17 protein-coding genes and 1 pseudogene are annotated in these 20,240 nt (G+C 58.3%); 3 read left to right on the forward strand and 15 right to left on the reverse strand.

From position 1 onward, the window contains the following. Window positions 1-277 precede the first annotated feature (277 nt). Window positions 278-1,329, reverse strand: a pseudogene (locus G5179_RS08090) (IS3 family transposase). Between the two features lie 72 nt (window positions 1,330-1,401). Continuing rightward, complete coding sequence (locus tag G5179_RS08095; RefSeq protein ID WP_421258210.1) at window positions 1,402-2,121, reverse strand: hypothetical protein; 720 nt, start codon at window positions 2,119-2,121, stop codon at window positions 1,402-1,404. A 314-nt stretch (window positions 2,122-2,435) separates the two neighbouring features. Between G5179_RS08095 and G5179_RS08100 the strand changes: the two genes are divergently transcribed. Further along, window positions 2,436-2,987 (forward strand): lipoprotein, encoded by a 552-nt coding sequence (locus tag G5179_RS08100; RefSeq protein WP_216953405.1) that lies wholly within the window; start codon window positions 2,436-2,438, stop codon window positions 2,985-2,987. A gap of 199 nt (window positions 2,988-3,186) precedes the next feature. After that, window positions 3,187-5,184, forward strand: a complete 1,998-nt coding sequence (locus tag G5179_RS08105; RefSeq protein ID WP_421258177.1) for a hypothetical protein — start codon at window positions 3,187-3,189, stop codon at window positions 5,182-5,184. A gap of 84 nt (window positions 5,185-5,268) precedes the next feature. Here the strand turns inward: G5179_RS08105 and glgC are convergent, their stop codons facing one another. Continuing rightward, complete coding sequence (glgC, locus tag G5179_RS08110) at window positions 5,269-6,543, reverse strand: glucose-1-phosphate adenylyltransferase (RefSeq protein ID WP_227342601.1); 1,275 nt, start codon at window positions 6,541-6,543, stop codon at window positions 5,269-5,271. Between the two features lie 189 nt (window positions 6,544-6,732). Here glgC and G5179_RS08115 point away from each other — a divergent pair, with 189 nt between their 5' ends. Continuing rightward, window positions 6,733-8,373, forward strand: a complete 1,641-nt coding sequence (locus G5179_RS08115) for an EAL domain-containing protein (RefSeq protein WP_421258178.1) — start codon at window positions 6,733-6,735, stop codon at window positions 8,371-8,373. Here G5179_RS08115 and G5179_RS08120 read toward each other — a convergent pair. The 12 genes from G5179_RS08120 to lolA all read right to left on the reverse strand — a co-directional run bounded on the left by G5179_RS08120 (window position 8,336) and on the right by lolA (window position 20,199). Beyond that, window positions 8,336-8,830, reverse strand: a complete 495-nt coding sequence (locus G5179_RS08120) for a hypothetical protein (protein WP_042055706.1) — start codon at window positions 8,828-8,830, stop codon at window positions 8,336-8,338. The two genes, G5179_RS08115 and G5179_RS08120, sit on opposite strands and share 38 nt — an antisense overlap. A 175-nt stretch (window positions 8,831-9,005) precedes the next feature. After that, window positions 9,006-9,368 (reverse strand): DUF2750 domain-containing protein, encoded by a 363-nt coding sequence (locus tag G5179_RS08125; protein WP_005337077.1) that lies wholly within the window; start codon window positions 9,366-9,368, stop codon window positions 9,006-9,008. A gap of 180 nt (window positions 9,369-9,548) precedes the next feature. Continuing rightward, the gene (locus G5179_RS08130) at window positions 9,549-10,853 is read right to left on the reverse strand and encodes an inosine/guanosine kinase (RefSeq protein WP_019445536.1); all 1,305 of its coding nucleotides are present in this window, start codon (window positions 10,851-10,853) and stop codon (window positions 9,549-9,551) included. A gap of 186 nt (window positions 10,854-11,039) precedes the next feature. Then, window positions 11,040-11,432, reverse strand: a complete 393-nt coding sequence (locus G5179_RS08135; protein ID WP_139463897.1) for an MAPEG family protein — start codon at window positions 11,430-11,432, stop codon at window positions 11,040-11,042. Between the two features lie 34 nt (window positions 11,433-11,466). After that, window positions 11,467-12,441 (reverse strand): ferrochelatase, encoded by a 975-nt coding sequence (gene hemH / locus G5179_RS08140; RefSeq protein ID WP_247822655.1) that lies wholly within the window; start codon window positions 12,439-12,441, stop codon window positions 11,467-11,469. A 98-nt stretch (window positions 12,442-12,539) separates the two neighbouring features. Then, window positions 12,540-13,184 (reverse strand): adenylate kinase, encoded by a 645-nt coding sequence (gene adk / locus G5179_RS08145; RefSeq protein ID WP_005337083.1) that lies wholly within the window; start codon window positions 13,182-13,184, stop codon window positions 12,540-12,542. Between the two features lie 303 nt (window positions 13,185-13,487). Next, on the reverse strand, window positions 13,488-14,246 hold the full coding sequence (gene miaE, locus G5179_RS08150) for a tRNA isopentenyl-2-thiomethyl-A-37 hydroxylase MiaE (RefSeq protein WP_005346385.1): 759 nt from the start codon (window positions 14,244-14,246) through the stop codon (window positions 13,488-13,490). 205 nt (window positions 14,247-14,451) lie between these two features. Further along, the gene (purF, locus tag G5179_RS08155) at window positions 14,452-15,972 is read right to left on the reverse strand and encodes an amidophosphoribosyltransferase (protein WP_158113146.1); all 1,521 of its coding nucleotides are present in this window, start codon (window positions 15,970-15,972) and stop codon (window positions 14,452-14,454) included. A 21-nt stretch (window positions 15,973-15,993) separates the two neighbouring features. Continuing rightward, entirely contained in the window at window positions 15,994-16,482 is a 489-nt protein-coding gene (locus G5179_RS08160; protein WP_005337086.1) for a CvpA family protein, read from the reverse strand. 188 nt (window positions 16,483-16,670) lie between these two features. Beyond that, window positions 16,671-17,966 carry a serine--tRNA ligase gene (gene serS, locus G5179_RS08165; protein ID WP_421209171.1) on the reverse strand — a complete coding sequence of 432 codons (1,296 nt, stop codon included), beginning with the start codon at window positions 17,964-17,966 and terminating at the stop codon, window positions 16,671-16,673. A 287-nt stretch (window positions 17,967-18,253) separates the two neighbouring features. After that, window positions 18,254-19,591 carry a replication-associated recombination protein A gene (locus G5179_RS08170; RefSeq protein WP_421258179.1) on the reverse strand — a complete coding sequence of 446 codons (1,338 nt, stop codon included), beginning with the start codon at window positions 19,589-19,591 and terminating at the stop codon, window positions 18,254-18,256. Further along, on the reverse strand, window positions 19,591-20,199 hold the full coding sequence (gene lolA / locus G5179_RS08175) for an outer membrane lipoprotein chaperone LolA (protein ID WP_421258211.1): 609 nt from the start codon (window positions 20,197-20,199) through the stop codon (window positions 19,591-19,593). The genes G5179_RS08170 and lolA overlap by 1 nt, the downstream gene beginning before the upstream one ends. Window positions 20,200-20,240: the final 41 nt, after the last annotated feature.

The following is a 20,240-nucleotide window of genomic DNA, read 5'->3' on the forward strand; positions in this document are numbered from 1 at the left end:
TGAATAGCATCCGTGAAGCCCGAGTGATTGCTCTGGTGGAACGACGTAAAGAACAGGAGAAAGAAGAGTATCAACCCAAGATGCGCAGCGAACGTTGGGAGATCCCCATAATCGAGCTGGAGTTATGAACCAAACTGGTAGCCCCCCATGCTACCGGGATAGACCTTCACGACTTGCAGCACCAGCTGTGCCGGTACTGCAATAGGTGATACTGAAAGCTTGGTGACTTGACGACACGTCGCTGCCAATAGCCTCAATTCAGGTCATAATGTAGTGGTCAACTAAATCCGGACACTTGGTTAGGCCGTTTTTCGGCTTTTGCTGGCGGTATCCCGTTATTGTGGCAATGTGGACGCCGCCAGTTGTAGTCATCCATCAGGTAATAACTGATATCCCGCTTTGCCTCCCGTATGCTCATGTATCCCATAGCCGGGAGCCACTCTGACTTCAGGCTTCTGAACAGTCGCTCCATCGGGGCGTTATCCCAGCAGTTTCCACGCCGACTCATGCTCTGGGTTATGCGATAGCGCCACACTCGTTGCCGAAATGCCCGGCTACCATATTGGCTGCCTTGGTCAGAGTGAAATAGCACACCGGATGGGCAACCCCGCTGCTGATAGGCCATTTCCAGTGCTTTGATTGCCAATTCTGCATCAGGTTTATCAGACATCGCCCAGCCCACGACCCGCCGGGTGTACAGGTCAAGCACCGCTGCCAGGTAATGCCAACGACCACCTGCCCAGACGTAGGTGATATCGCTACACCACACCTGATTGGGTTGCTGGACATCAAATTCCCGGGCCAGCAGATTGGGAATGTCCGGTCGTTCAGACTGTGCCACTTGATAACGGTGTGCGCCCGGCTGTTTGGATACCAGCCCGGCTTCCTTCATCAGGTTGCGTACTTTGAATCGGCCAATCTGATACCCCAACTCTCGCATCATCGACATCAAGGCGCGGCTGCCCGCTGAGTTCCGGCTTTCTTTGAACAACCTGCGCAACTCACAGCGATGCTGCATGCGCTCACGGTTAATCGTCCGCCTGCGAGTCAGATAGTCGTAAAAGCAGGAGGTGGGAACATCGAAAGCGCGGCAGACCAGAGTGATGGGGCTTCCAGCTCCTGGATTTTCTGCTGCTCCGGAGTCAGCGCTTTGCTGATTGGGGTAGTGCCAATTCGTTAGGATTGAAGCTGCTGAACCCAACGACGCAGTACGGTTTCACCGACATCCAGTGAACGGCTGGCTTCAGGGACAGAATATCCCTGGTCGAGCACCAGGGATGCGGCTTCGAGTTTGAATTCGGCAGTAAATGAGCGACGTAATCTTGTCATTGAACACCTCAGGTCATGGTGGCGACTGTACCACCTAAAATGGTGTCCGGGATGATTAGACCACTACATTGCTTATTGGCGGGTGACCCGGATCTGCAGGGTCTGGCGCTCGCTCTGGCTGCCTCGTCCGCCCTGTAGCTGGGTGCCGAGGCTACTCCCCTGATCTGCCGAGCTGGTCGAGAGCTCCCCCACCGTCAGCCACTGGCCTGGGGCCCCGCTCACCTCGGTGGCACTCTGCCCACGATTGATGGTGCCCTGATCCAGCCTCGCCTGTTCGCTGCTCAGCGCAATCTGCACCCGATCGCCAATCAAGGTGGCCGTGGCATAGAGGCCGTTCACCAGCGGCATCATCCCCACCACGGCGCCCCCGTTCCACTGATAGAAGGTGACCGGCTGATAGGAGCCCATCTGCAGCAGCACGGGACGGCCCGACAGCCCGCGCACCTGCCAGCTGTCGTTCTGGCTGCGCTGGTACTTTCGGGCGTTGCCATCGAGCAACCACTGCCGCTTGGCCTCGTCGCGACTGATTGAGCCCCCCAGTTGCTGGCCACTGGCGGCCCCCTCCACCCGCCACTCGATAAGCAGGCTTTGCGGTGGCTGGTTGATCTGCGCCAGCGTGGCTTCGGCCTCCTGCAGCTGGGCTGGCGTCCCGCTCAGCACCAGCTGATTACCCATGGCACTCACCCCAAGCTGGGGATAGATCTCCTTGAGGGTCTGCACCGCCGCCTGCGCCTCGAAGACCGGGATCACTTTCACCTCGGCCCAGAGCGATGGGCTCCAGAGTCCCATCATGCAGCCAAGCCACAGCAGCGCCCTGCAGCCAACCTTGCCCATCCGAACCATTACGCTCTCCTCGTTCTCTTTGCTCTTCTCGCTCTCTTTGCTCTTCTCGCTCTCTGTGCTCTTCTCTCTGCTTAAGGCGTAGACCTACGCCCGCAGCCAACAGCTCAGCCCTATTCCGCTCACTCGTCGATGATGAACCCGGCGGTTGCCAAAAAACAATCGGGAATGCAGCAACTCCGTGATTTCCCACGGTATGAGGCTCTCATTCCACGCCCGTTATCGCGTAAGATAGCGCCATCATAGTTGCCCAAGCGGAATCCATCATGTTGAAACAGTTGTTGTTACTCCCCCTCGCCCTGCTGCTGGGGGCCTGCTCCCTGACCCAGTACAATGTCAGCGAGGCCGAAATCAACCAGTACCTCAAAGATCAGGTCTCTTTTGAAAAACAGCTGGGGATCCCCGGCATCATGTCGAGCAAGATCCGTCTGGATGAGATGCAGAGCCGTATCGGCCGCAAACAAGCGGATCGCATCGAGCTGGATGCCGCTGGCGACCTGCAGGTGAGCAGCCCCCTTGGCAGCCAGCAGATGAAGATCCGCTTTGCCCTGAGTGCCCGCCCCGACTATGTGGCCGATCAGGGCGCCATCTATCTGCGCGACCTTGAACTGATCTCGGTCAAGACCGAGCCGGCCGATATCGGGGCCGCCCTCACCCCACTGCTGCCCACCTTCAATCAGTCGCTCTCCCTGTTCCTGTCGCAGACCCCGGTCTACCGCCTCGACAGCAGCCGCAAGAACGAAGCCAGGATCAAGGACAAGGTTGAAGCCCTCAAGGTAGAGCCGGGCCGTCTGGTCATCCCGTTCAAGCTGCTCTGATCACCGCCGCACTGGCACTTTCATCGCAATAAACAGATAACCGCCCTCTTCGACAACGCACATCCGGTTTAACGTGCAGCCGAATGGGGCGGTTTTTTACTTCTCAAGTCCCCTCCAACACAGCATAATGCAGACCATTCTCATTTAGATTCGTCATGAGAAGCGTCAATAATAAAACCAACCAATGGTGAGAAGGGACATGAGAAAAACCGTACTGGTTCAGGCGATCGCCTGCGCACTGATCAGCGGCGCCGCACACGCTGCCGTCAAGGTCGAAGACAAGACATTCAATACCGCCGCCAACATGCTGGCCTATACCGAATTCGAGCTCTCTGGCGAGCCGCTAGCCGAAGCACTGGGGCTGGATCTGGATGTGCTGGATGCCAACCGTGCCGATGAACCAACTCCGTTCGACTTCGCTGCCGGCATCGAATCCTACGAATACTCCGAAGAGGCGATGTACGCCCTCAACTACCAATCCGGCATGGGCCCACATCTGGTGAACGGGCCGCAAAACCTGGCCCGTGGTGGCACCATGGCCTCTCTGGGGCAACGGGTGCTGGCCATGGCCGATGCGGTCGGCTTCCCGGCCGATGAAGTGCCGCAAGGCATGTATCCCCTCTCCCTGCCCTACGCCTCCGCCAATCCAGAGTTTGCCCAGGCCGTCAACGCCACTCCGGTCAATGGCGATCAGATCACCATCAAGACCGCCAAAGGGACCGAGAAAACCGTCAAGACCCAGGTGCCCGCCTACTTCCGCGACTACAGCACCCTGCGCTGGAGCGGCAGCGACAACCTGCTGGTGCCCGCAGCGGTGGGCGGTATCCTGCTCAAAGAGGTGATGTGGTCCCAGGACTTCCTCGGCGGCATGCACGTAGCCGAAACCGATGAAGAGGTAGAAGCCGCCTCCGCCACCATGGATCAGGATGGCAAGCACAAGCTGGGCGTCTCTGCCGCCGATGGCTTCAATGGCATGATGCTGACCGAGCAGTCCATCGACAAGCTGGCCATCATGCAGAACCAGCTTGGCTTCGATGGCAAGCAACTGGGCGCCAGGATCACCCCGCAGTACGATCCGGCCAAGGGCGTTGTCTACTTCCCCCATCAGGTGAAAGTGACCGAAACCAGCAACAACGATGCCGGGGCCATCGGCAAGCTGGAGGTGGTGGATGGCTCTGCCCAGCTGCGCGATGCCTGGATGATGCTGTGGCCGCTCTCCGAGTTCTATGCTTTCAGCGATCAGCGCAGCGCCAACACCAACCAGAACCCAGCCTTCCACGCCGTGTTTGACGGCGCACCGTTTGCCGCCGCACCGGCTGCCAACAAGGCCAATGACCTGGGCAAAGCCGTTGCGGGCAGCGATGCCTTCTCGCTGGCGATCAATCTCTCAAACCTCACCTTCAAGAACCTGGCGGCCCTGCACTTTGATGCCAAGGCTGGCACCCTGGTCGACAGCTGGCAGGCAGGCAAACAGGGCAAGCACGTCACCACCTTTGACGCCGCTTACGCACTGGTCGCCCTGCAGATCTTCCAGCGCGCTCAGGACGCGCTGCCGGTCGGTTACGCCGCCGGTGACAATGGCGAGCTGAACCTCAAGACCAAGCAGGGTCAAGAGGCGCTCGACTTGATCCGCAAGCAGGCCGATTTCATCCTTGCCAACCTCAAGGGCAAAAATGGTCTGGTGCATGACGGCATAACCCTGGGTGGCAAGCTCGATGCCGGCTACTCCATCGATGCGCAGTTCGCCGCTATCCGCGGTCTGACGGCCGCCTTCCTCGCTACCTCCGATGCCAAGTACCGCACCGCCGCCCGCGAGCTGTTTGTCGCTGCCGACAAGGCCTACTTCAATGCCAAGGCGGGCACCTGGCTGGCGGGTAAACAGGGTGAATACACTCCCTGGACCCAGGCGGCCATCTCTGGCGCCCTGCGCTCTGCCATGCTGAACCTGCGCAACGAAGGTGCCGAGAAGGCGCCCGAGCTGGAGCTGGCCAAACTGACCGGTCAGTACGTCAGCTGGTTCCGTGGCACCGTCAATGGTGGCATGCAGATGGCCGAGTGGATCGGCGACTCCGGCGAGAACATCATCGAAGGTGCCGGCAGCGATACCGATGAAGATGGCGTACCGCAAGTGACCGCCGCCGGTGGCAAGCACGGCACCGCCATGGTGATGGCCGCCAAAGCGGTGGTTAGCGAATAATCTTCGCCATTCACCAGCATGAAAAAGGGAGCCAAATTGGCTCCCTTTGCATTACAGCGTCTGACACAATTTCAAGGGTTTTCCTCAAACCAGCTTGTCCAGCATCTCTTTGGTCACCAGCACAATTCCCTGTTCGGAGCGGTAGAAGCGGCGGCTATCCTCATCGGCGTTTTCACCCACCACCAACCCATCTGGCAGCACACATCCCTTGTCCACCACCACCCGGCGCAGACGGCAACCGGCGCCGATCTCGACCCCGGGGAAGATGATGGCCTGATCCAGGGTACAGAAAGAGTGCACCCGCACATTGGTAAAGAGCACCGAGTTGAGCACGAACGACCCGCTGACAATGGTCCCGCCCGCAAACATGGAGTTAATGGTCATGCCGTGCTGGCCATTGCGGTCCTGCACAAACTTGGCCGGAGGCGTCAGGGTCTGGCTGGTCCAGATAGGCCAGTTCTGATCGTAGATATCGAGCTCGGGCAGCACGGAGGCGAGATCCATGTTCGCTTCCCAGAACGAGTCCAGCGTACCCACGTCACGCCAGTAGGGCTTTTGCCCCTCGCGCGCGCCGACACAGGACATGTTGAAGGGGTGAGCAAATGCCAGCCCCTCCTCCACGATGCGGGGAATCACATCCATCCCGAAGTCGTGTTTGGAGTCCTGATTGTGAATGTCCTCCTCCAGCAGTTGGTAGAGGTACTCCGCCTCGAAGATATAGATCCCCATGGAGGCCAGCGAGCGATCTTCGCAACCCGGCATGGCGGGCGGATTGGCCGGTTTTTCGACGAAGGCGCGGATCTTGCGCTGCTCGTCAATATCCATGATGCCGAAAGCAGAGGCCTCGGCCCGCGGCACTTCGATGCAGGCTACCGTCACCTTGGCGCCAAGGCGCACATGGTCGAGCAGCATGGCGGCGTAATCCATCTTGTAGATGTGATCCCCTGCCAGCACCACCAGGTATTTGGGGCCATAGTCACGGATGATATCGACGTTCTGATAGATGGCATCGGCGGTACCGCGATACCAGTGCACCTCGTCCACCCGTTGCTGGGCAGGGAGCAGGTCGATGAATTCGTTCATCTGGTAACGCAGGAAGGACCAGCCCGATTGCAGGTGACGCAGCAGGCTGTGAGATTTGTATTGGGTGACTACACCAACCCGGCGGATCCCCGAGTTGATACAGTTGGAGAGCACAAAGTCGATGATCCGGAATTTGCCACCGAAATGGACGGCAGGCTTGGCTCGGTTGTCAGTCAACTGCTTTAGGCGACTGCCACGTCCACCTGCCAGCACCAGTGCCATACTCTGGTTCAACAATTGTCGTGCTTTGGCACTATTTTCTGGCTCTAACAACATGATTTACCTCTGCCTTGTTTGATCTGTTTTCAACTCATCTTCGCCTGTTTCGGTACCTGTGAAAGTGGTTTCACTCACATTTAACCGATTTCAATTGACCCTTTTCACCGAGTTGCGAGGAATAGCATGCTTTGCACCGCAAGCTTGGTTAAAATTCCCTCATAAAGCAGCCACTTCAAGGATAAAAAGATGGTTCACAAGCTTGGACGCCCCCTCTTCATGATCGCCACCATAGTGACCATACCCCTGCTGCTCCTGCAAGCAGTTTGGTTGGCCCTTCAGAGCACACCGCTCACTCTGACAGTTATTCTGGCCACCACACTGCTCGGCATGATCCTGTTGTTAATGCTGGCCATGCGCACCATGGACGGCATGGTCCAGCATCAGGAGCTCACCTGGGTCAAGGCCATCAGGAGCCGGGATCCCTCACTGCTTGATGAGCCCGCCTCCCGGGAAGTGCTGCAACAGCTGCTGGAGCAGTTCGAGAGTGCCGAACAGAGTGCCCATCGTCAGCTGACCGAACTGAGCAATCTGGCCACCACCGACGAGCTGACTCAACTACTCAACCGCCACGCCTTTCGCCGCGACATGACCGAGTTGCTGCAGCGGGATCAGGACACCCAGACAGCAAGTCTGGTGCTGATCCGCGCCACCGAGCTTGGCAAGATCAACGCCCAGCGCGGCTTCCAGTCTGGTGATGCCTACATCAAGGACATGGCGGCCCTTATTAAGCGGGTGGTGAGCCGCTTCCCGGGCAATCAGGTCTATCGCATTTCGGGGGCTGATTTCGCCGTACTGGTGCAACCGGTGGCCAATATTCCCCCCCATCTGCTGGGACAGGATTTGAAAGTGGCTTTCGATCACTATCAGGCTCAACACGAGCTGGAGAGCACCGGTTACTCGGGGTTGACCAAGCTCAGCAGCGGCCAGAAAATCGAGGCCGTGCTGGCCAGGGCGGATTTGGCGCTGGCACGCGCCCAGACCGAAACCATCAATGGCTGGGCCATCCAGCAGGATGACAACGTCTCCGATCTGCAGGGACAGCATCACTGGCGCGAGGTGCTGACTGAAGTGCTGGCACAGGAGCGGCTCAGCTTCACCTATCAGCCAATCCAGCCCCTGCACCGCAGCATGCTGGCCTACAACGAAATCTACACCCGTTTCAGCGGCGGCGATGGTACAGCCCTGCCCACCGACACCCTGTTTGCCATGGCCCAGCGGCTCGATATGGTGATGCGGCTGGAGCAACTGGTGATTGTTCATATAATGCGTCAATACCGGGCTTTTGGTGCCAATCAGAGTCGCTGGGGAGTCAATCTCTCCCCCAACCTGCTGCAAAACAGCGCCTTCCTGATCTGGCTTGACCGCCAGTTGCTCAAAGATCCCAATACCAGCGCCAATCTGGTGTTCGAGCTGGATGAAGAGCATCTGGAACGCAACCTGACCGGCGCCAAACGGGTATTTGAACTGCTGCGCCGCAACGGCAGTCGCTCGGCGATCGCCAATTTTGGCAAGGGGATCGGCTCCTTTACCCTGTTTCGCGAGCTCAAGCCCGACTACATCAAGCTGGACCCTGCCCTTATTACCGGGCTGGAGCAGGATCAGACCAACCAGCAGTTTGTGCGGATGATCGTCGATGTATCACATCGGATGGGATGTCAGGTGATTGCTGAGGGGGTAGAACAGCTTGGCCAGAAACAGCTGCTGCAGGGGATGTACGTGGATGGCTTGCAGGGCTATCTGATCGCCCGGCCGCAACCGCTGCGACCGGATATCAGCCAGCTGGGGCTCTTTACTGAGGATGCTTCAGCTTCAACAGGGTCAGAATGATGTCATTGAGCTGGCGGTAACGCTCCAACTCCTTCTGATCGTAACGGGTCGCCAGTGTAGTAGGATTGTGGCGGTTTTTGAGGTAACGGTTGATTTGCAGGCGATTGAACCCCGCCACCTGATAGACCTGGCCAAGCAGGGTATTGAGCTCATCGTGCTCCAGACCGGCTCTGGCCAGATAGTCCCCATCGGCGGGACTCTCGGTCTGGTGGCTCCACTTGCCAATGCGACCGCTCTCTTGCAGATAGCTGAGCCACTGCTCGATATAGAGCGGTTTGCACCCCGCCAACAGGTTGAAAAAGCCCACCGCATCGCAACGACAACCGCTCAGGAGCACGACCGCCAGCTGATCATCATCGCACTGGAAGGTCACTGGTCCGGCTTGCGCCCAATCCAGCGCCTGCACCCGAATGCTGGCCTTCTCACCCGCAGCTCCCGTTACGTCGAATACAAACATGGCGCTCCTCCCTTGGCAAAAGGTTGATGATGGACCATCCCCCTGACAGGTGCAAAGGCAAATCGGCTTTTAACTCATCAATCGGGCCATTCGACCATAAAAAAGACCGGCACCTTCGCGGATGCCGGTCTTTGTCCCGATGGCCTGTGCGTTCAGGCCATCAATGGAGGCGCTTTCAGGCGTCCAGTTCAACCAGAGCCTTGGCCAGCTCGATGGGTTCGAGCTCCTGACCTTCCAGATCGGCGTTCCAGTTCGGGCCGACCAGTACATCATCTTCATCCAGATCGTTGATCCAGATATCGAGAAACTCTTCCAGATCGATCACTTCCGGCTCGTAATCGGCCCACTCGTCAACACAGTGCAGACGGGCGTCCTCTTCGGCAGACCAGAGCGGCATCACGTCGGCATCTTCAAATTCGGCGGAGCGGCAGACGACCCAGTCTTCCCCATAGCGCAGACCCCACACCTGACCCGACTCGCGGACTTGTTCGATAAACAGTTGGAAATTGGCGTCAAGGTTGTCGTTAAGCATGCTCATGGGATTCTCTCTTTCTTTCGGGTGCTGCGGCATTGTCGGGCGACAATACGATGGTCAAATGGTGTCGTAAAAGTGACATGGACTCAAGCATATTGGGGTTATTCCGGGAAAAAAGCCGGGATAACCCCCATTTGCCTGCAAAAACGCCTCCCGATGGAGGCGTCTTGCAGATTCAGGAGATCAACGCTCCCAGTAAACCTCTTCCAGGCTGTCCTCTTTCTCCGGCAAACCGCGGGAGAGACGGGGGCTGCTCTGGGCCAACACCTCGTAGCTGACGCGGTTGGCGTATTTGCACACCTGGGCCAGTGAGGAGTAGGTCAGGAACTCGGAGATGTGCTTGGCGGAGTTGGGCACATTCATCCGGTGATAAGAGTTGGCCACCATGTCGTGCAGCACGGCGGAAAGCGCGCCATCCCCTGCCCCGTTGGTGTTCTTGATCTTCTCCGGGCCACCCATGTACGGGGAGATGTGGGAGTAGATACGGGCCGGTTTGCGGCACTTGGCACGGGCCATCGGGCGGCTGAACTCATACATGTTGAACTCGGGGATAACACCGGGCAGCAGGGTATGAGTGGTCTCGCGCTTGTAGTCCTCATCGGTGTAGCTCGCCATGTAGAGGCCGATGGGGCCAGCAGTACAGAGCACCATGTCGGCCCAGTCGAGCGCCTTGTCGGCAGCACCGAGCGGATCAGCAATACCGGTCAGGGCTTCACCTTCGTCTTCGTTCATCGCCAGCACAGTCACGTTCTCGGCAATGAAGTCGCGCCACCACTGGGGGTTTTCGTCGATGACGAAACGGGTGCCCAGGGTCAGCACCACGGGAATACCGGCCTCTCGGGCATAACGCACCGCGGTCATGGCCGCCTCTTTCATCGGATCACCATCGTCACCACGCACCAGATAGGCGGTGATAACCAGAGCAGACGCCCCTTTGATCACATCCTCCGGAATGTGCTGCACATCCAGCTGGTTCATCTTGCCGGCGTTGATGCCGAAGCTGCGCTCGCCGCACTCGGTAATGAAGGTGAAGCAACGGCCGATGGGGCCATCAACCGGCTGCAGATAGTCCAGATTGACGCGGGAAGAGGTGTTGCACAGATAACGGTAGGCGTAGCAACCGATGCGAATGTCCTGACTCATCACACCCAGCAGGATGGAGTGGGAGTCGGCCAGTACCGAGTAGTTGTGTACCGTGTTGCCGATGGTGCCACCGGCAAACTCGCTCACCACCATGTTGTTGGCCTTGAGCTCGTCATAAATCCGTTCGGCTACATCATCACTGATGACGACGGAGTGCCCCTTGCTCAGACCATAACGGGTCAGAAAGTCTTCATCCACATGGGCTTCGATATCAACCAGGGTCTGGTCAATCCCGACGACGTAGGCTTTGCCCAGCTCGGTTAACAGGGGATTTTGCGGAACCAGGGGATCGCGTCTGTCGACAGGGAAGTAGTGTTTGGACTTGCGCTGACCGGGAAATTTCATGGCAATGTTCTGTGCTCTGGGGGAAAGAGGGGCGGGATTTTAACACAATCCGCCGCCCCGAAAAGTCGCCCTGTTTAAATAATGGAGTCAGTATAGACAAGGCTTGCAAGGAAAAACGTTTGCCTTTTCACCATAAAAAAACCACCCCGTCCGAGGTGGTTCCCTAGCATGCAAAAGCGCCTGTTTTCAGGCGGCCGCCATGCCCTGCAAAAGGGCCAGTACCGAAAAGAGGCCGAGGGCGAGCCAGAACAGCAAGGTACCCAGAAAACGGGGCACATTGGGGGCTTTGGGGATCTGGATGCCGATGGCATGCAGGATGCGGCCGACCAGCAGCATGGCGCCACCGGCATGCAGCCAGAGCGCACCGGCACCGGAGAGCTCGCACAGCGCCATCAGCAGCAGGGTCAGCGGCACATACTCGGCAAAATTGCCGTGGGCCCGGATCGCCGCCAGCAGCTCGGGGGCCTCCCCCTGCCCTATCATCACCCCGAACTGGGCGCGGCGTTTGACCACCCAGAAGGAGAGCCCCAGAAACAGCAGCCCCAGCAGGCCTGCGTAGATCAGCGTGATATGTATCATGACTCGACTCCTTGTTTGACTGACTGCCGGTCACTCATGCCAATTCGCGGCAAATGAGCGAGACCATCATCCTGATGTGGGCCTGATCACTGTTGAGGGCCGGAATATATTCAAACCGCTCGCCACCGGCCTCCATGAAGACCTCCCGATTCTGTACCTGAATTTCCTCGAGGGTTTCGAGGCAGTCGGCGGCAAAGGCAGGACAAATTACATCAAGCCGCTTGATGCCCGCTGCAGGCATACCGGCGATGGTCACGTCGGTGTAGGGCTTGAGCCACTCCTCCTTGCCAAAGCGGGACTGGAAGCTTGCCGTCCACTGCCCGGCATCCAGCCCGAGCGCCTCGGCCAGCAGAGTGGCGGTGTGGCGACACTGGTGACCATAGGGGTCCCCTTCGTTCTCGTAGCGCTCGGGAATACCGTGGAACGACATCAGCAGGTGATCACCCTGACCGTGCAGCTCCCAGTGACGGCGCACGCTCATGGCCAGCGCCTGAATGTATTCGGGGTGGGCGTGATAATCACGAATGAGCCGTACCACCGGCAGATTGCGTTCTCTCTTCATCGCCTTGCTCCAGGCATCGAAGACCGAGGCGGTGGTACTGACCGAATATTGCGGATAGAGCGGCAACAGGATCACCCGGTTGACCCCTTTGGCCTTGAGCGCCTGCCAGCCATCATTCACTGACGGGGAACCATAGGTCATCGCCAGCTCCACCGGCACATCGACCCCCTCCCGCTTGAGCTCCTGCTCCAGCGCAGCGCGCTGCTGCTTGCTTATCACCATCAGCGGCGAGCCCTGCTCGGTCCAGACCTGCTGATAGAGCTTGGCCACTTTGGGCGAGCGCGTCGGCAAGATGATGAAGTGGAGCAGCGGACACCAGAGGTAACGGGGCAGGTCCACCACACGGGGATCGTGCAGGAACTGGCTGAGGAACGCTTTGACGGCAGCGGTGGTCGGTGCGGCTGGGGTACCCAGATTGACCAGCAATATTCCGGTTTTCGTGGTCACGTTGGCTTCCTGTCTATCTGTCATTATGCAAAAAGGGCCCGACAGGGCCCTTCTCTTTATTTATCTGATGGCACGGGAAACAGTGCCGGCAGCAAAGATCAGCCCAGAATGGTGGCAAGCTGCTTGCTGACCAGATCAACCGGCTGGGTGCCGTCGATCTTGACGTAACGGGTGTGGCCCGCTTCCGCCTCTTTGCCGTAGAAACCGATCAGCGGCGCGGTCTGCTGATGATATACATCCAGACGCTTGCGTACTGTGGTCTCTTCGTCGTCGGCGCGGATCACCAGATCTTCACCGGTCACGTCATCCTTGCCTTCCACTTTCGGCGGATTGAACACCACGTGGTAGGTACGGCCGGAGCCGGAGTGAACGCGACGGCCGCTCATGCGCTTGACGATCTCTTCGTCCGGCACATCGAACTCCAGCACGAAATCAACCACGACACCGGCGTCCTTCATGGCTTGCGCCTGGGGAATGGTGCGCGGGAAACCGTCCAACAGGAAGCCTTTGGCGCAGTCCGGCTGAGCGATGCGCTCTTTGACCAGACCGATGATGATGTCGTCAGAGACCAGCTGACCTGCGTCCATCACAGCTTTGGCTTTCAGACCGAGCTCGGTGCCCGCTTTGATCGCCGCACGCAGCATGTCGCCGGTGGAGATCTGGGGAATACCGTGTTTTTCCATGATGAACTGAGCCTGGGTACCTTTGCCGGCGCCCGGAGCCCCCAACAGAACAATGCGCATACACGCTCCTATTGATTGGTTATTCAAATCTTGCGAAGGCAAAAAAGTACACGGTTTCGCCCGTTTCTACAAGGGTGAGCCACCTGAATGAGCACTTTATCACCACAATAACCGGCTGTTCGAACAGGATTTCATCGCAAGGGGAAGACGCAAAAATAGCCAGGGATTCAGCATAGAGCGCCAAAAGCAGGAAGGAGGTACGACAGAAAAAAAGATCCCGGCTCAGGGCCGGGAATTGCGCTCAAAAGTAACTACTTGTCGCTCGTAGTAGGAACAGGGCAATAGTAGTTTGCCCCCTGTGCGTCAACAACTGTCAGATGTGACAGGCAGGCCGCTATGAAACCGGAACTGGGGATCCGGCGAGCAGATTAGCTCGGCTTCCAGCTTGCCAAAGAAGGCCACCCGCTCGCTGATATCCTCCCCTGCGTACTGTTCGGCCAGGCTCAGGTAATCCTGATAGTGACGCGCTTCGGAGCGCAGCAAAGAGACATAGAAGCGGCTCAGCTCTTCGTCCAGATGGGGCGCCAGCTTGGCAAACCGCTCGCAGGAGCGGGCCTCGATATAGGCACCGATGATCATCTTGTCGACTATGGTGGCCGGTTCATGGGTGCGCACATGCTGCATCAACTGACGGGCATAGCGGGAGGCCGTCACCGGCCCGTATTCGATGCCGCGGGCCTGCATGATCTCCAGCACCTGCTCGAAGTGGTGCAGCTCCTCCTGAATGAGTCGCACCATGGGAAACAGCAGTGGATTGCGCTCCAGCTCGGCAAAGACGGTGCGATCAGACTCCCCCATGCTGCGTTTGCCCAGGATCTCGGCCTTCTCCGGAATGGCATCCAGCTCGCGATAGAACTCCAGCTTGGGCAGCAGATGGCGCTTGCCCTTGGGCAGGCAGTAGCGGCGCACCAGACTGTGGGCAGTGAGTGCGGCCTTGGTCTCGCAGTTGGCGTGATCGATGAGCAGGGTCGGCAAACGGGCCGGATCTCGCGCCATCTCCACCCACTCATCCGGGGTCTCGCACTGCAAAAACTGGCGCACTGGGGCTAGCAGATCATCCATCTGAACTCTCGTCTCTTAAAAGCGTATCGGTCATATATGTTGCCGCCTATGCTAGCGGATCCTGCTGGCCATGCCCATATCCGGCAAGATAAACGGATGTTTTTCAAACAGATACCCCCTACCCCTTCTGCCGGTGCAAGGCAAAAACGACAATGGGGGCCACTGGCCCCCATCTCGCTATCCCATCCGGCAAAACCGCAAACGTTTAACTGCCTTCGTTAAAAATTTCCAGATTGCTGGTGCCTTCCTGCCACTCACGCACCGCTTTGGTGTCATCGTTGCGCAGGGCGTTGAGGTGATCCAGATAGGACTGGTCCACGTCGGAGGTGACGTAGTGGCCATTGAAGACCGAGGTCTCGAAGTGACGCAGATCCGGGTTGATCTCCCGCACTGCCGATTCCAAATCTTCCAGATCCTGGAAAATCAGGCCGTCAGCACCAATCAGCTTGCACACCTCTTCCACTTCACGGCCGTGAGCGATCAGCTCGTTGGCGGTGGGCATATCGATGCCGTAGACGTTGGGGAAGCGAATTTCCGGCGCCGCCGAGGCGAAGTAGACCTTGGCTGCCCCCGCTTCACGGGCCATCTGGATGATCTGCTCGGACGTGGTACCACGCACGATGGAATCATCCACCAGCAACACCTTCTTGCCCTTGAATTCAGAGCTGATGGCGTTGAGCTTGCGACGCACCGACTTCTTGCGCTGGGTCTGACCCGGCATGATGAAGGTACGGCCGATGTAGCGGTTCTTCACGAAGCCCTGACGGTATGGCAGATCCAGGGTGTGAGCGATCTCCAGCGCCACGTCACAGGAAGTCTCGGGAATGGGGATAACCACATCGACGTCGAGATCTTCCCACTCGCGGGCAATCTTCTGACCCAGCTTGCGGCCCATGTTGAGGCGGGCGGCGTAGACCGAAACCTTGTCGATGCACGAATCGGGACGGGCGAAATAGACATATTCGAAGATGCAGGAGCTCATCTGCGGGTTCTCCGCACACTGCTCGGAGAAGAGCTGGCCCTGCTCGGTGATGTAGATGGCTTCACCCGGCGCAATATCCCTCACCGTCTCGAAACCGATGGCGTCGAGCGCCACGCTCTCTGAGGCGAGCATGTACTCCACCTGACCCTGCTCGTCCTGACGACGACCGAGGATCAGCGGGCGAATGCCGTTGGGATCGCGAAAACCGATGAGACCATGACCAATTACCAGCGAGACCACCGCATAAGCGCCGCGGATCTGCTGATGGGTTCTGCGCACCGCGGCGAAGATATCTTCGGGGCGCAGGGCCATCTTGTCACAGCGATCCAGCTCGTGAGCCAGCACGTTCAGCAACACTTCCGAATCGGAAGTGGTGTTGATGTGGCGACGGGCGACCTTGAACTGCTGCTCCTTGAGCTCCTTGGCGTTGGTGAGGTTGCCGTTATGGGCCAGCACCATGCCGTAGGGCGAGTTCACATAAAAAGGTTGGGCTTCAGCGGCACTTGAGCTACCTGCTGTGGGATATCTGACATGACCTATGCCGATGTTCCCTTGCAAACGCTGCATGTGGCGCACTTCAAACACGTCCTTCACCAGGCCATTGGCCTTGCGTTGCCGGAAGTTTCCACTATCAATGGTCACGATCCCGGCGGCATCCTGTCCCCTGTGCTGCAACACCGTCAAGGCGTCGTAGAGGGCCTGATTGACGGGGGTGGTGCCAACTATACCGACAATACCACACATGTCTTTGCTACCTCGAAGTCACTATACCTGTTTAAGAAAACTGGATGAGTTCAGCATGAACCCGAAAAACCACTGGATCACCGGCTTGAACTCCGGCACCAGCTTGGACGCCACCCACCAGTCGCTCTGGGAGAGGCTGGTGAAGGTATCCATGAAAAAAAGCAGGGCACTGACGATCAGCACCCCGCGAATTGCACCGAAGCAGACCCCCAGCACCCGATCGGTACCGGAGAGACCCGTCTTGTCCACCAACAGGCCCACCACATAGTTGACAACGCTGCCGAGGATCAAGGTCGCCACAAACAGGGCTGCGATGGCCAGACCGTTGCGAACCAGCGCATCGGAGAAGGAGGTGAAATAGACGGCGAGATCAGGATAGAAATGGCTGGCAATAAAGAAGGCGACGAACCAGGTGACGAGAGACATGGCCTCCTTGACGAAGCCGCGCACCAGACTGATGAGAGCAGAGAAACCGACGATGCCGATGATGGCGTAATCAATCCAGACCATAGAAAAAGATGTCCTGCGAAATTGCGGCGCAGTCTAACAAAAACGATTGCGCATTGCTTGATAAAAATGTGTTAACTGTTCAAAGCGGCGCCGAAAAGCTGCATTTTTTTCAGCACTAAAACGATTGTTCGGCGCCAGAATGCACAACGCCATGGCAATGCCATGGCGTTGTGGTCAGCTGCGTGAGCTTACCCGATGTGGGTCAGGCCACCCATGTAGGATTGCAGCGCGGCCGGAATGGCGATACGACCATCTGCCTGCTGGTAGTTCTCAAGCACAGCGACCAAGGTACGACCCACAGCCAGACCTGAGCCATTCAAGGTGTGAATGAGCTGCGGCTTGCCATCGACACGCACGCGAGCCTGCATGCGGCGCGCCTGGAAGTCGGTGCAGTTGGAGACAGAGGAGATCTCGCGGTAGGTGTTCTGGGCCGGCAGCCACACTTCCAGATCGTAGGTCTTGGCCGCGCAGAAGCCCATGTCACCGGTAGAGAGCGCCATCACGCGATACGGCAGCTCCAGCAGTTGCAGCACCTTCTCGGCGTGACCCACCATCTCTTCCAGCGCTTCCCAGGATTTCTCCGGGTGAACCAGCTGAACCATTTCGACCTTGTCGAACTGGTGCATACGAATGAGGCCACGGGTATCACGACCGTAGGAGCCCGCTTCAGAGCGGAAGCAGGGGCTGTGAGCGGTCATCTTGATCGGCAGCTCCTGCTCATCGAAGATCTCGTCGCGCGCCATGTTGGTAAGCGGCACTTCGGAAGTCGGGATCAGGGAGAACTTGCGCACCTTGCCCTCTTCTTCCCCTTCGCCGTCAATACCGGTATTGAACAGATCCTGGGAGAACTTCGGCAGCTGGCCGGTACCGTACAGGCTGTCCGGGTTGACCAGATAGGGCACGTAGCACTCGGTGTAACCGTGCTGCAGAGTGTGCAGATCCAGCATGAACTGGGCCAGGGCGCGGTGCAGACGGGCAATCTGGCCCTTCATCACCACGAAACGGGAACCGGAGAGCTTGACGCCGTTCTTGAAATCAACGCCCTTGGCCGCTTCGCCCAGATCGATGTGATCCCGTACCGGGAAGTCGAAGTGACGCGGGGTACCCCAACGGCGCACTTCCACGTTGTCGTTCTCGTCACGACCCACAGGGGTGGTTTCGCTCGGCAGGTTGGGGATGGCGTCGGCAATGGTTTTCAGCTCGGTCAGCAGCGCATCCAGCTCGACTTTGCTGGTTTCCAGCTCGTCATTGATCTTGGTCACCTCGGCCTTGAGCGGGCCAACATCTTCACCGCGACGGGCAGCCTCACCGATGGACTTGGAGCGGGCATTGCGCTCGGCCTGCAGCTCCTGGGTACGGGACTGCAGATCCTTGCGCTTCTCTTCCAGAGCATTGACAGCCGCTACGTCCAGAACGTAGCCACGTGTCGCCAGACGAGCGGCAGCTTCATCGATGTCGCTGCGCAGATATTTGGGATCCAGCATGGGTTACCTACTTTTTTAATAAGGGATCTGGGCCTGAGTCATCATGACGGGCTAAAAAACAGATCCGGAAGTTAACATCGGTTGGCCCCCGTCGCCTTGAGAGTCAGGCCTTCGAAATCAAGAAGATGGTATCAGGCCGAAACCAACGGGGTCAGAGGGGCAGTGTAGCAGACCGCCCCCCTGCCCGAACAGGGACTATTTGGGTCGTTTTTGCCGACTTGTGCGGTCAAACACCCCAATTATTCCGGTACTTGACCAATTTTCATTCTGCTGACAAACAAGCGGGGCTATCGGCCCCGTTTTTGCGAGCTCTGTCGATCCAGCTCGTGGAGATAATCGAGCTTCTGGCCGATCTGCTTTTCAAGGCCACGATCGGTAGGCTGATAGTACTGCTTGCCGGCAAGCTCGGGGGGGAAATACTCCTCCCCCGCAGCATAGGCGCCCGGCTCGTCATGGGCATAGCGATACTCGGCGCCATAGCCCAGATCGCTCATCAGCCGGGTCGGCGCATTGCGCAGGCGCACCGGCACCTCGAAGTCAGGGAGGTTTTTGGCATCATTGAGCGCTGCCTTCCAGGCGGTGTAGACCGCATTGCTCTTGGGGGCACAGGCGAGATAGACGATCGCCTGGGCGATAGCCCGCTCCCCTTCCGCCGGCCCGATGCGGTGGAAACAATCCCAGGCAGATAGAGCCACCTGCATGGCACGGGGATCGGCATTGCCCACATCTTCCGAGGCGATGGCCAGCAAGCGGCGGGCAATGTAGAGCGGATCGCAGCCGGCACTCACCATGCGGGCATACCAGTAGAGTGCCGCATCCGGTGCCGAGCCGCGGATAGATTTATGCACCGCCGAGATGAGGTCGTAGAAGTGATCCCCCCCCTTGTCGAAGCGGGCCACATGTTCCCCCGCTACGGCGGCAAGCAGCGCGCTGTCGATCACCCTCGCCCCTGTGCTGTCGGTTTCGGCCATGTCGGCCAACAGCTCCAAATAGTTGAGGGATTTACGCCCGTCCCCATCCACCGCCTTGGCCAGCGCCTCCTTCACCCCGGGGGCAAAGGTGAGCACCGGATCATTGAGACCACGGGGATCGGTCATCGCCTGATCGAGCATGGCGAGGATGTCGCTCTCCTCAAGTCGCTTGAGTAGATAGACCCGAGCACGGGAGAGCAGCGCGTTGTTGAGTTCGAACGAGGGGTTTTCGGTGGTGGCACCGATAAAGGTGATGGTGCCATCTTCGATATGAGGCAGGAACACATCCTGCTGACTCTTGTTGAAGCGGTGCACTTCATCCACGAAGAGGATGGTGCGCACCCCGCGCCAGCTGTTCTCTTTGGCCTTGTCGATGGCGGCGCGGATCTCCTTGATGCCTGAGGTCACTGCCGAGAGTCGCTCCACTTCCGCCTGACAGTAGTGAGCCACCAGCTCCGCCAGCGTGGTTTTACCGGTACCGGGTGGCCCCCACAGGATCATGGAGTGGCAGTGACCCGCCAGGATCGCTTTGCGCAGGGGCTTGTCAGCCCCCAGGATATGCTGCTGACCGATATACTGGTCGAGGTTTTGCGGCCGCATCCGGGCCGCCAGCGGACGAAAGTCCGAGGAGAAATCCAGCGAAAGATTGCTCATCAGCGCTGATCATCCAGCTCGACCCCCTTCGGGATCTTGAAGACAAATTCGTTACCCTTGAGCACCGGCTTGCGGTTGAAGTTATTGAGGGTAAATTCGGTCCACTGCCCCTGCGCCTCTTTCACATCGAAGCGGCTGATGTTGTTGTCGCGATCGAAGGTTACACTGAAGGAGGCGATAAGCTCGCTCGGATCACGGCTGGTGACTGTGTAGACATCACCCTGCTGAGTCACGTCGTACTGCTTCCACAGTTTTTCGTCATTGCCGGTGATAAGCACGAAGGGGGTATTGAGCACCGCATCCTTCATTTTAAGGGCGGTGACCTGCTCGACGAAGGGATCATACACCCAGACATCCTTGCCATCAGCCACGATCAGGCTCTCGTCAGGCGCAGTGGTATGCCAATTGAAATGGTTTGGGCGCTGCACCAGCAGATAGCCGCTGGCGCGCTGCAGCTCCTTGCCCTTGCTGTCGTAGACAGTCTGGGAGAACTTGGCGGAGAAGAGGCTGACACTGGCCAGCTTCTGCTTGAGATCGCTGGCCGCGTCGGCCCACACCTGGCTGCTGGCAACCAGCAGCATGGATCCGATCAACAGCTGTTTTTTCATCATGCTTTTCATAACGACCATCTCGATAAAAGGCCACGCCC

The sequence above is a fragment of the Aeromonas sp. 600886 genome, from assembly GCF_049174935.1.
Lineage (GTDB): Bacteria > Pseudomonadota > Gammaproteobacteria > Enterobacterales > Aeromonadaceae > Aeromonas > Aeromonas veronii_A.

Bases quoted from the DNA above. Each gene is read 5' to 3' on its own strand.
- G5179_RS08095 (WP_421258210.1), bottom strand. From the start codon at position 2,121: ATGATGGGACTCTGGAGCCCATCGCTCTGGGCCGAGGTGAAAGTGATC.
- G5179_RS08100 (WP_216953405.1), top strand. From the start codon at position 2,436: ATGTTGAAACAGTTGTTGTTACTCCCCCTCGCCCTGCTGCTGGGGGCC.
- G5179_RS08105 (WP_421258177.1), top strand. From the start codon at position 3,187: ATGAGAAAAACCGTACTGGTTCAGGCGATCGCCTGCGCACTGATCAGC.
- glgC (WP_227342601.1), bottom strand. From the start codon at position 6,543: ATGTTGTTAGAGCCAGAAAATAGTGCCAAAGCACGACAATTGTTGAAC.
- G5179_RS08115 (WP_421258178.1), top strand. From the start codon at position 6,733: ATGGTTCACAAGCTTGGACGCCCCCTCTTCATGATCGCCACCATAGTG.
- G5179_RS08120 (WP_042055706.1), bottom strand. From the start codon at position 8,830: ATGTTTGTATTCGACGTAACGGGAGCTGCGGGTGAGAAGGCCAGCATT.
- G5179_RS08125 (WP_005337077.1), bottom strand. From the start codon at position 9,368: ATGAGCATGCTTAACGACAACCTTGACGCCAATTTCCAACTGTTTATC.
- G5179_RS08130 (WP_019445536.1), bottom strand. From the start codon at position 10,853: ATGAAATTTCCCGGTCAGCGCAAGTCCAAACACTACTTCCCTGTCGAC.
- G5179_RS08135 (WP_139463897.1), bottom strand. From the start codon at position 11,432: ATGATACATATCACGCTGATCTACGCAGGCCTGCTGGGGCTGCTGTTT.
- adk (WP_005337083.1), bottom strand. From the start codon at position 13,184: ATGCGCATTGTTCTGTTGGGGGCTCCGGGCGCCGGCAAAGGTACCCAG.
- miaE (WP_005346385.1), bottom strand. From the start codon at position 14,246: ATGGATGATCTGCTAGCCCCAGTGCGCCAGTTTTTGCAGTGCGAGACC.
- purF (WP_158113146.1), bottom strand. From the start codon at position 15,972: ATGTGTGGTATTGTCGGTATAGTTGGCACCACCCCCGTCAATCAGGCC.
- G5179_RS08160 (WP_005337086.1), bottom strand. From the start codon at position 16,482: ATGGTCTGGATTGATTACGCCATCATCGGCATCGTCGGTTTCTCTGCT.
- serS (WP_421209171.1), bottom strand. From the start codon at position 17,966: ATGCTGGATCCCAAATATCTGCGCAGCGACATCGATGAAGCTGCCGCT.
- G5179_RS08170 (WP_421258179.1), bottom strand. From the start codon at position 19,591: ATGAGCAATCTTTCGCTGGATTTCTCCTCGGACTTTCGTCCGCTGGCG.
- lolA (WP_421258211.1), bottom strand. From the start codon at position 20,199: ATGAAAAAACAGCTGTTGATCGGATCCATGCTGCTGGTTGCCAGCAGC.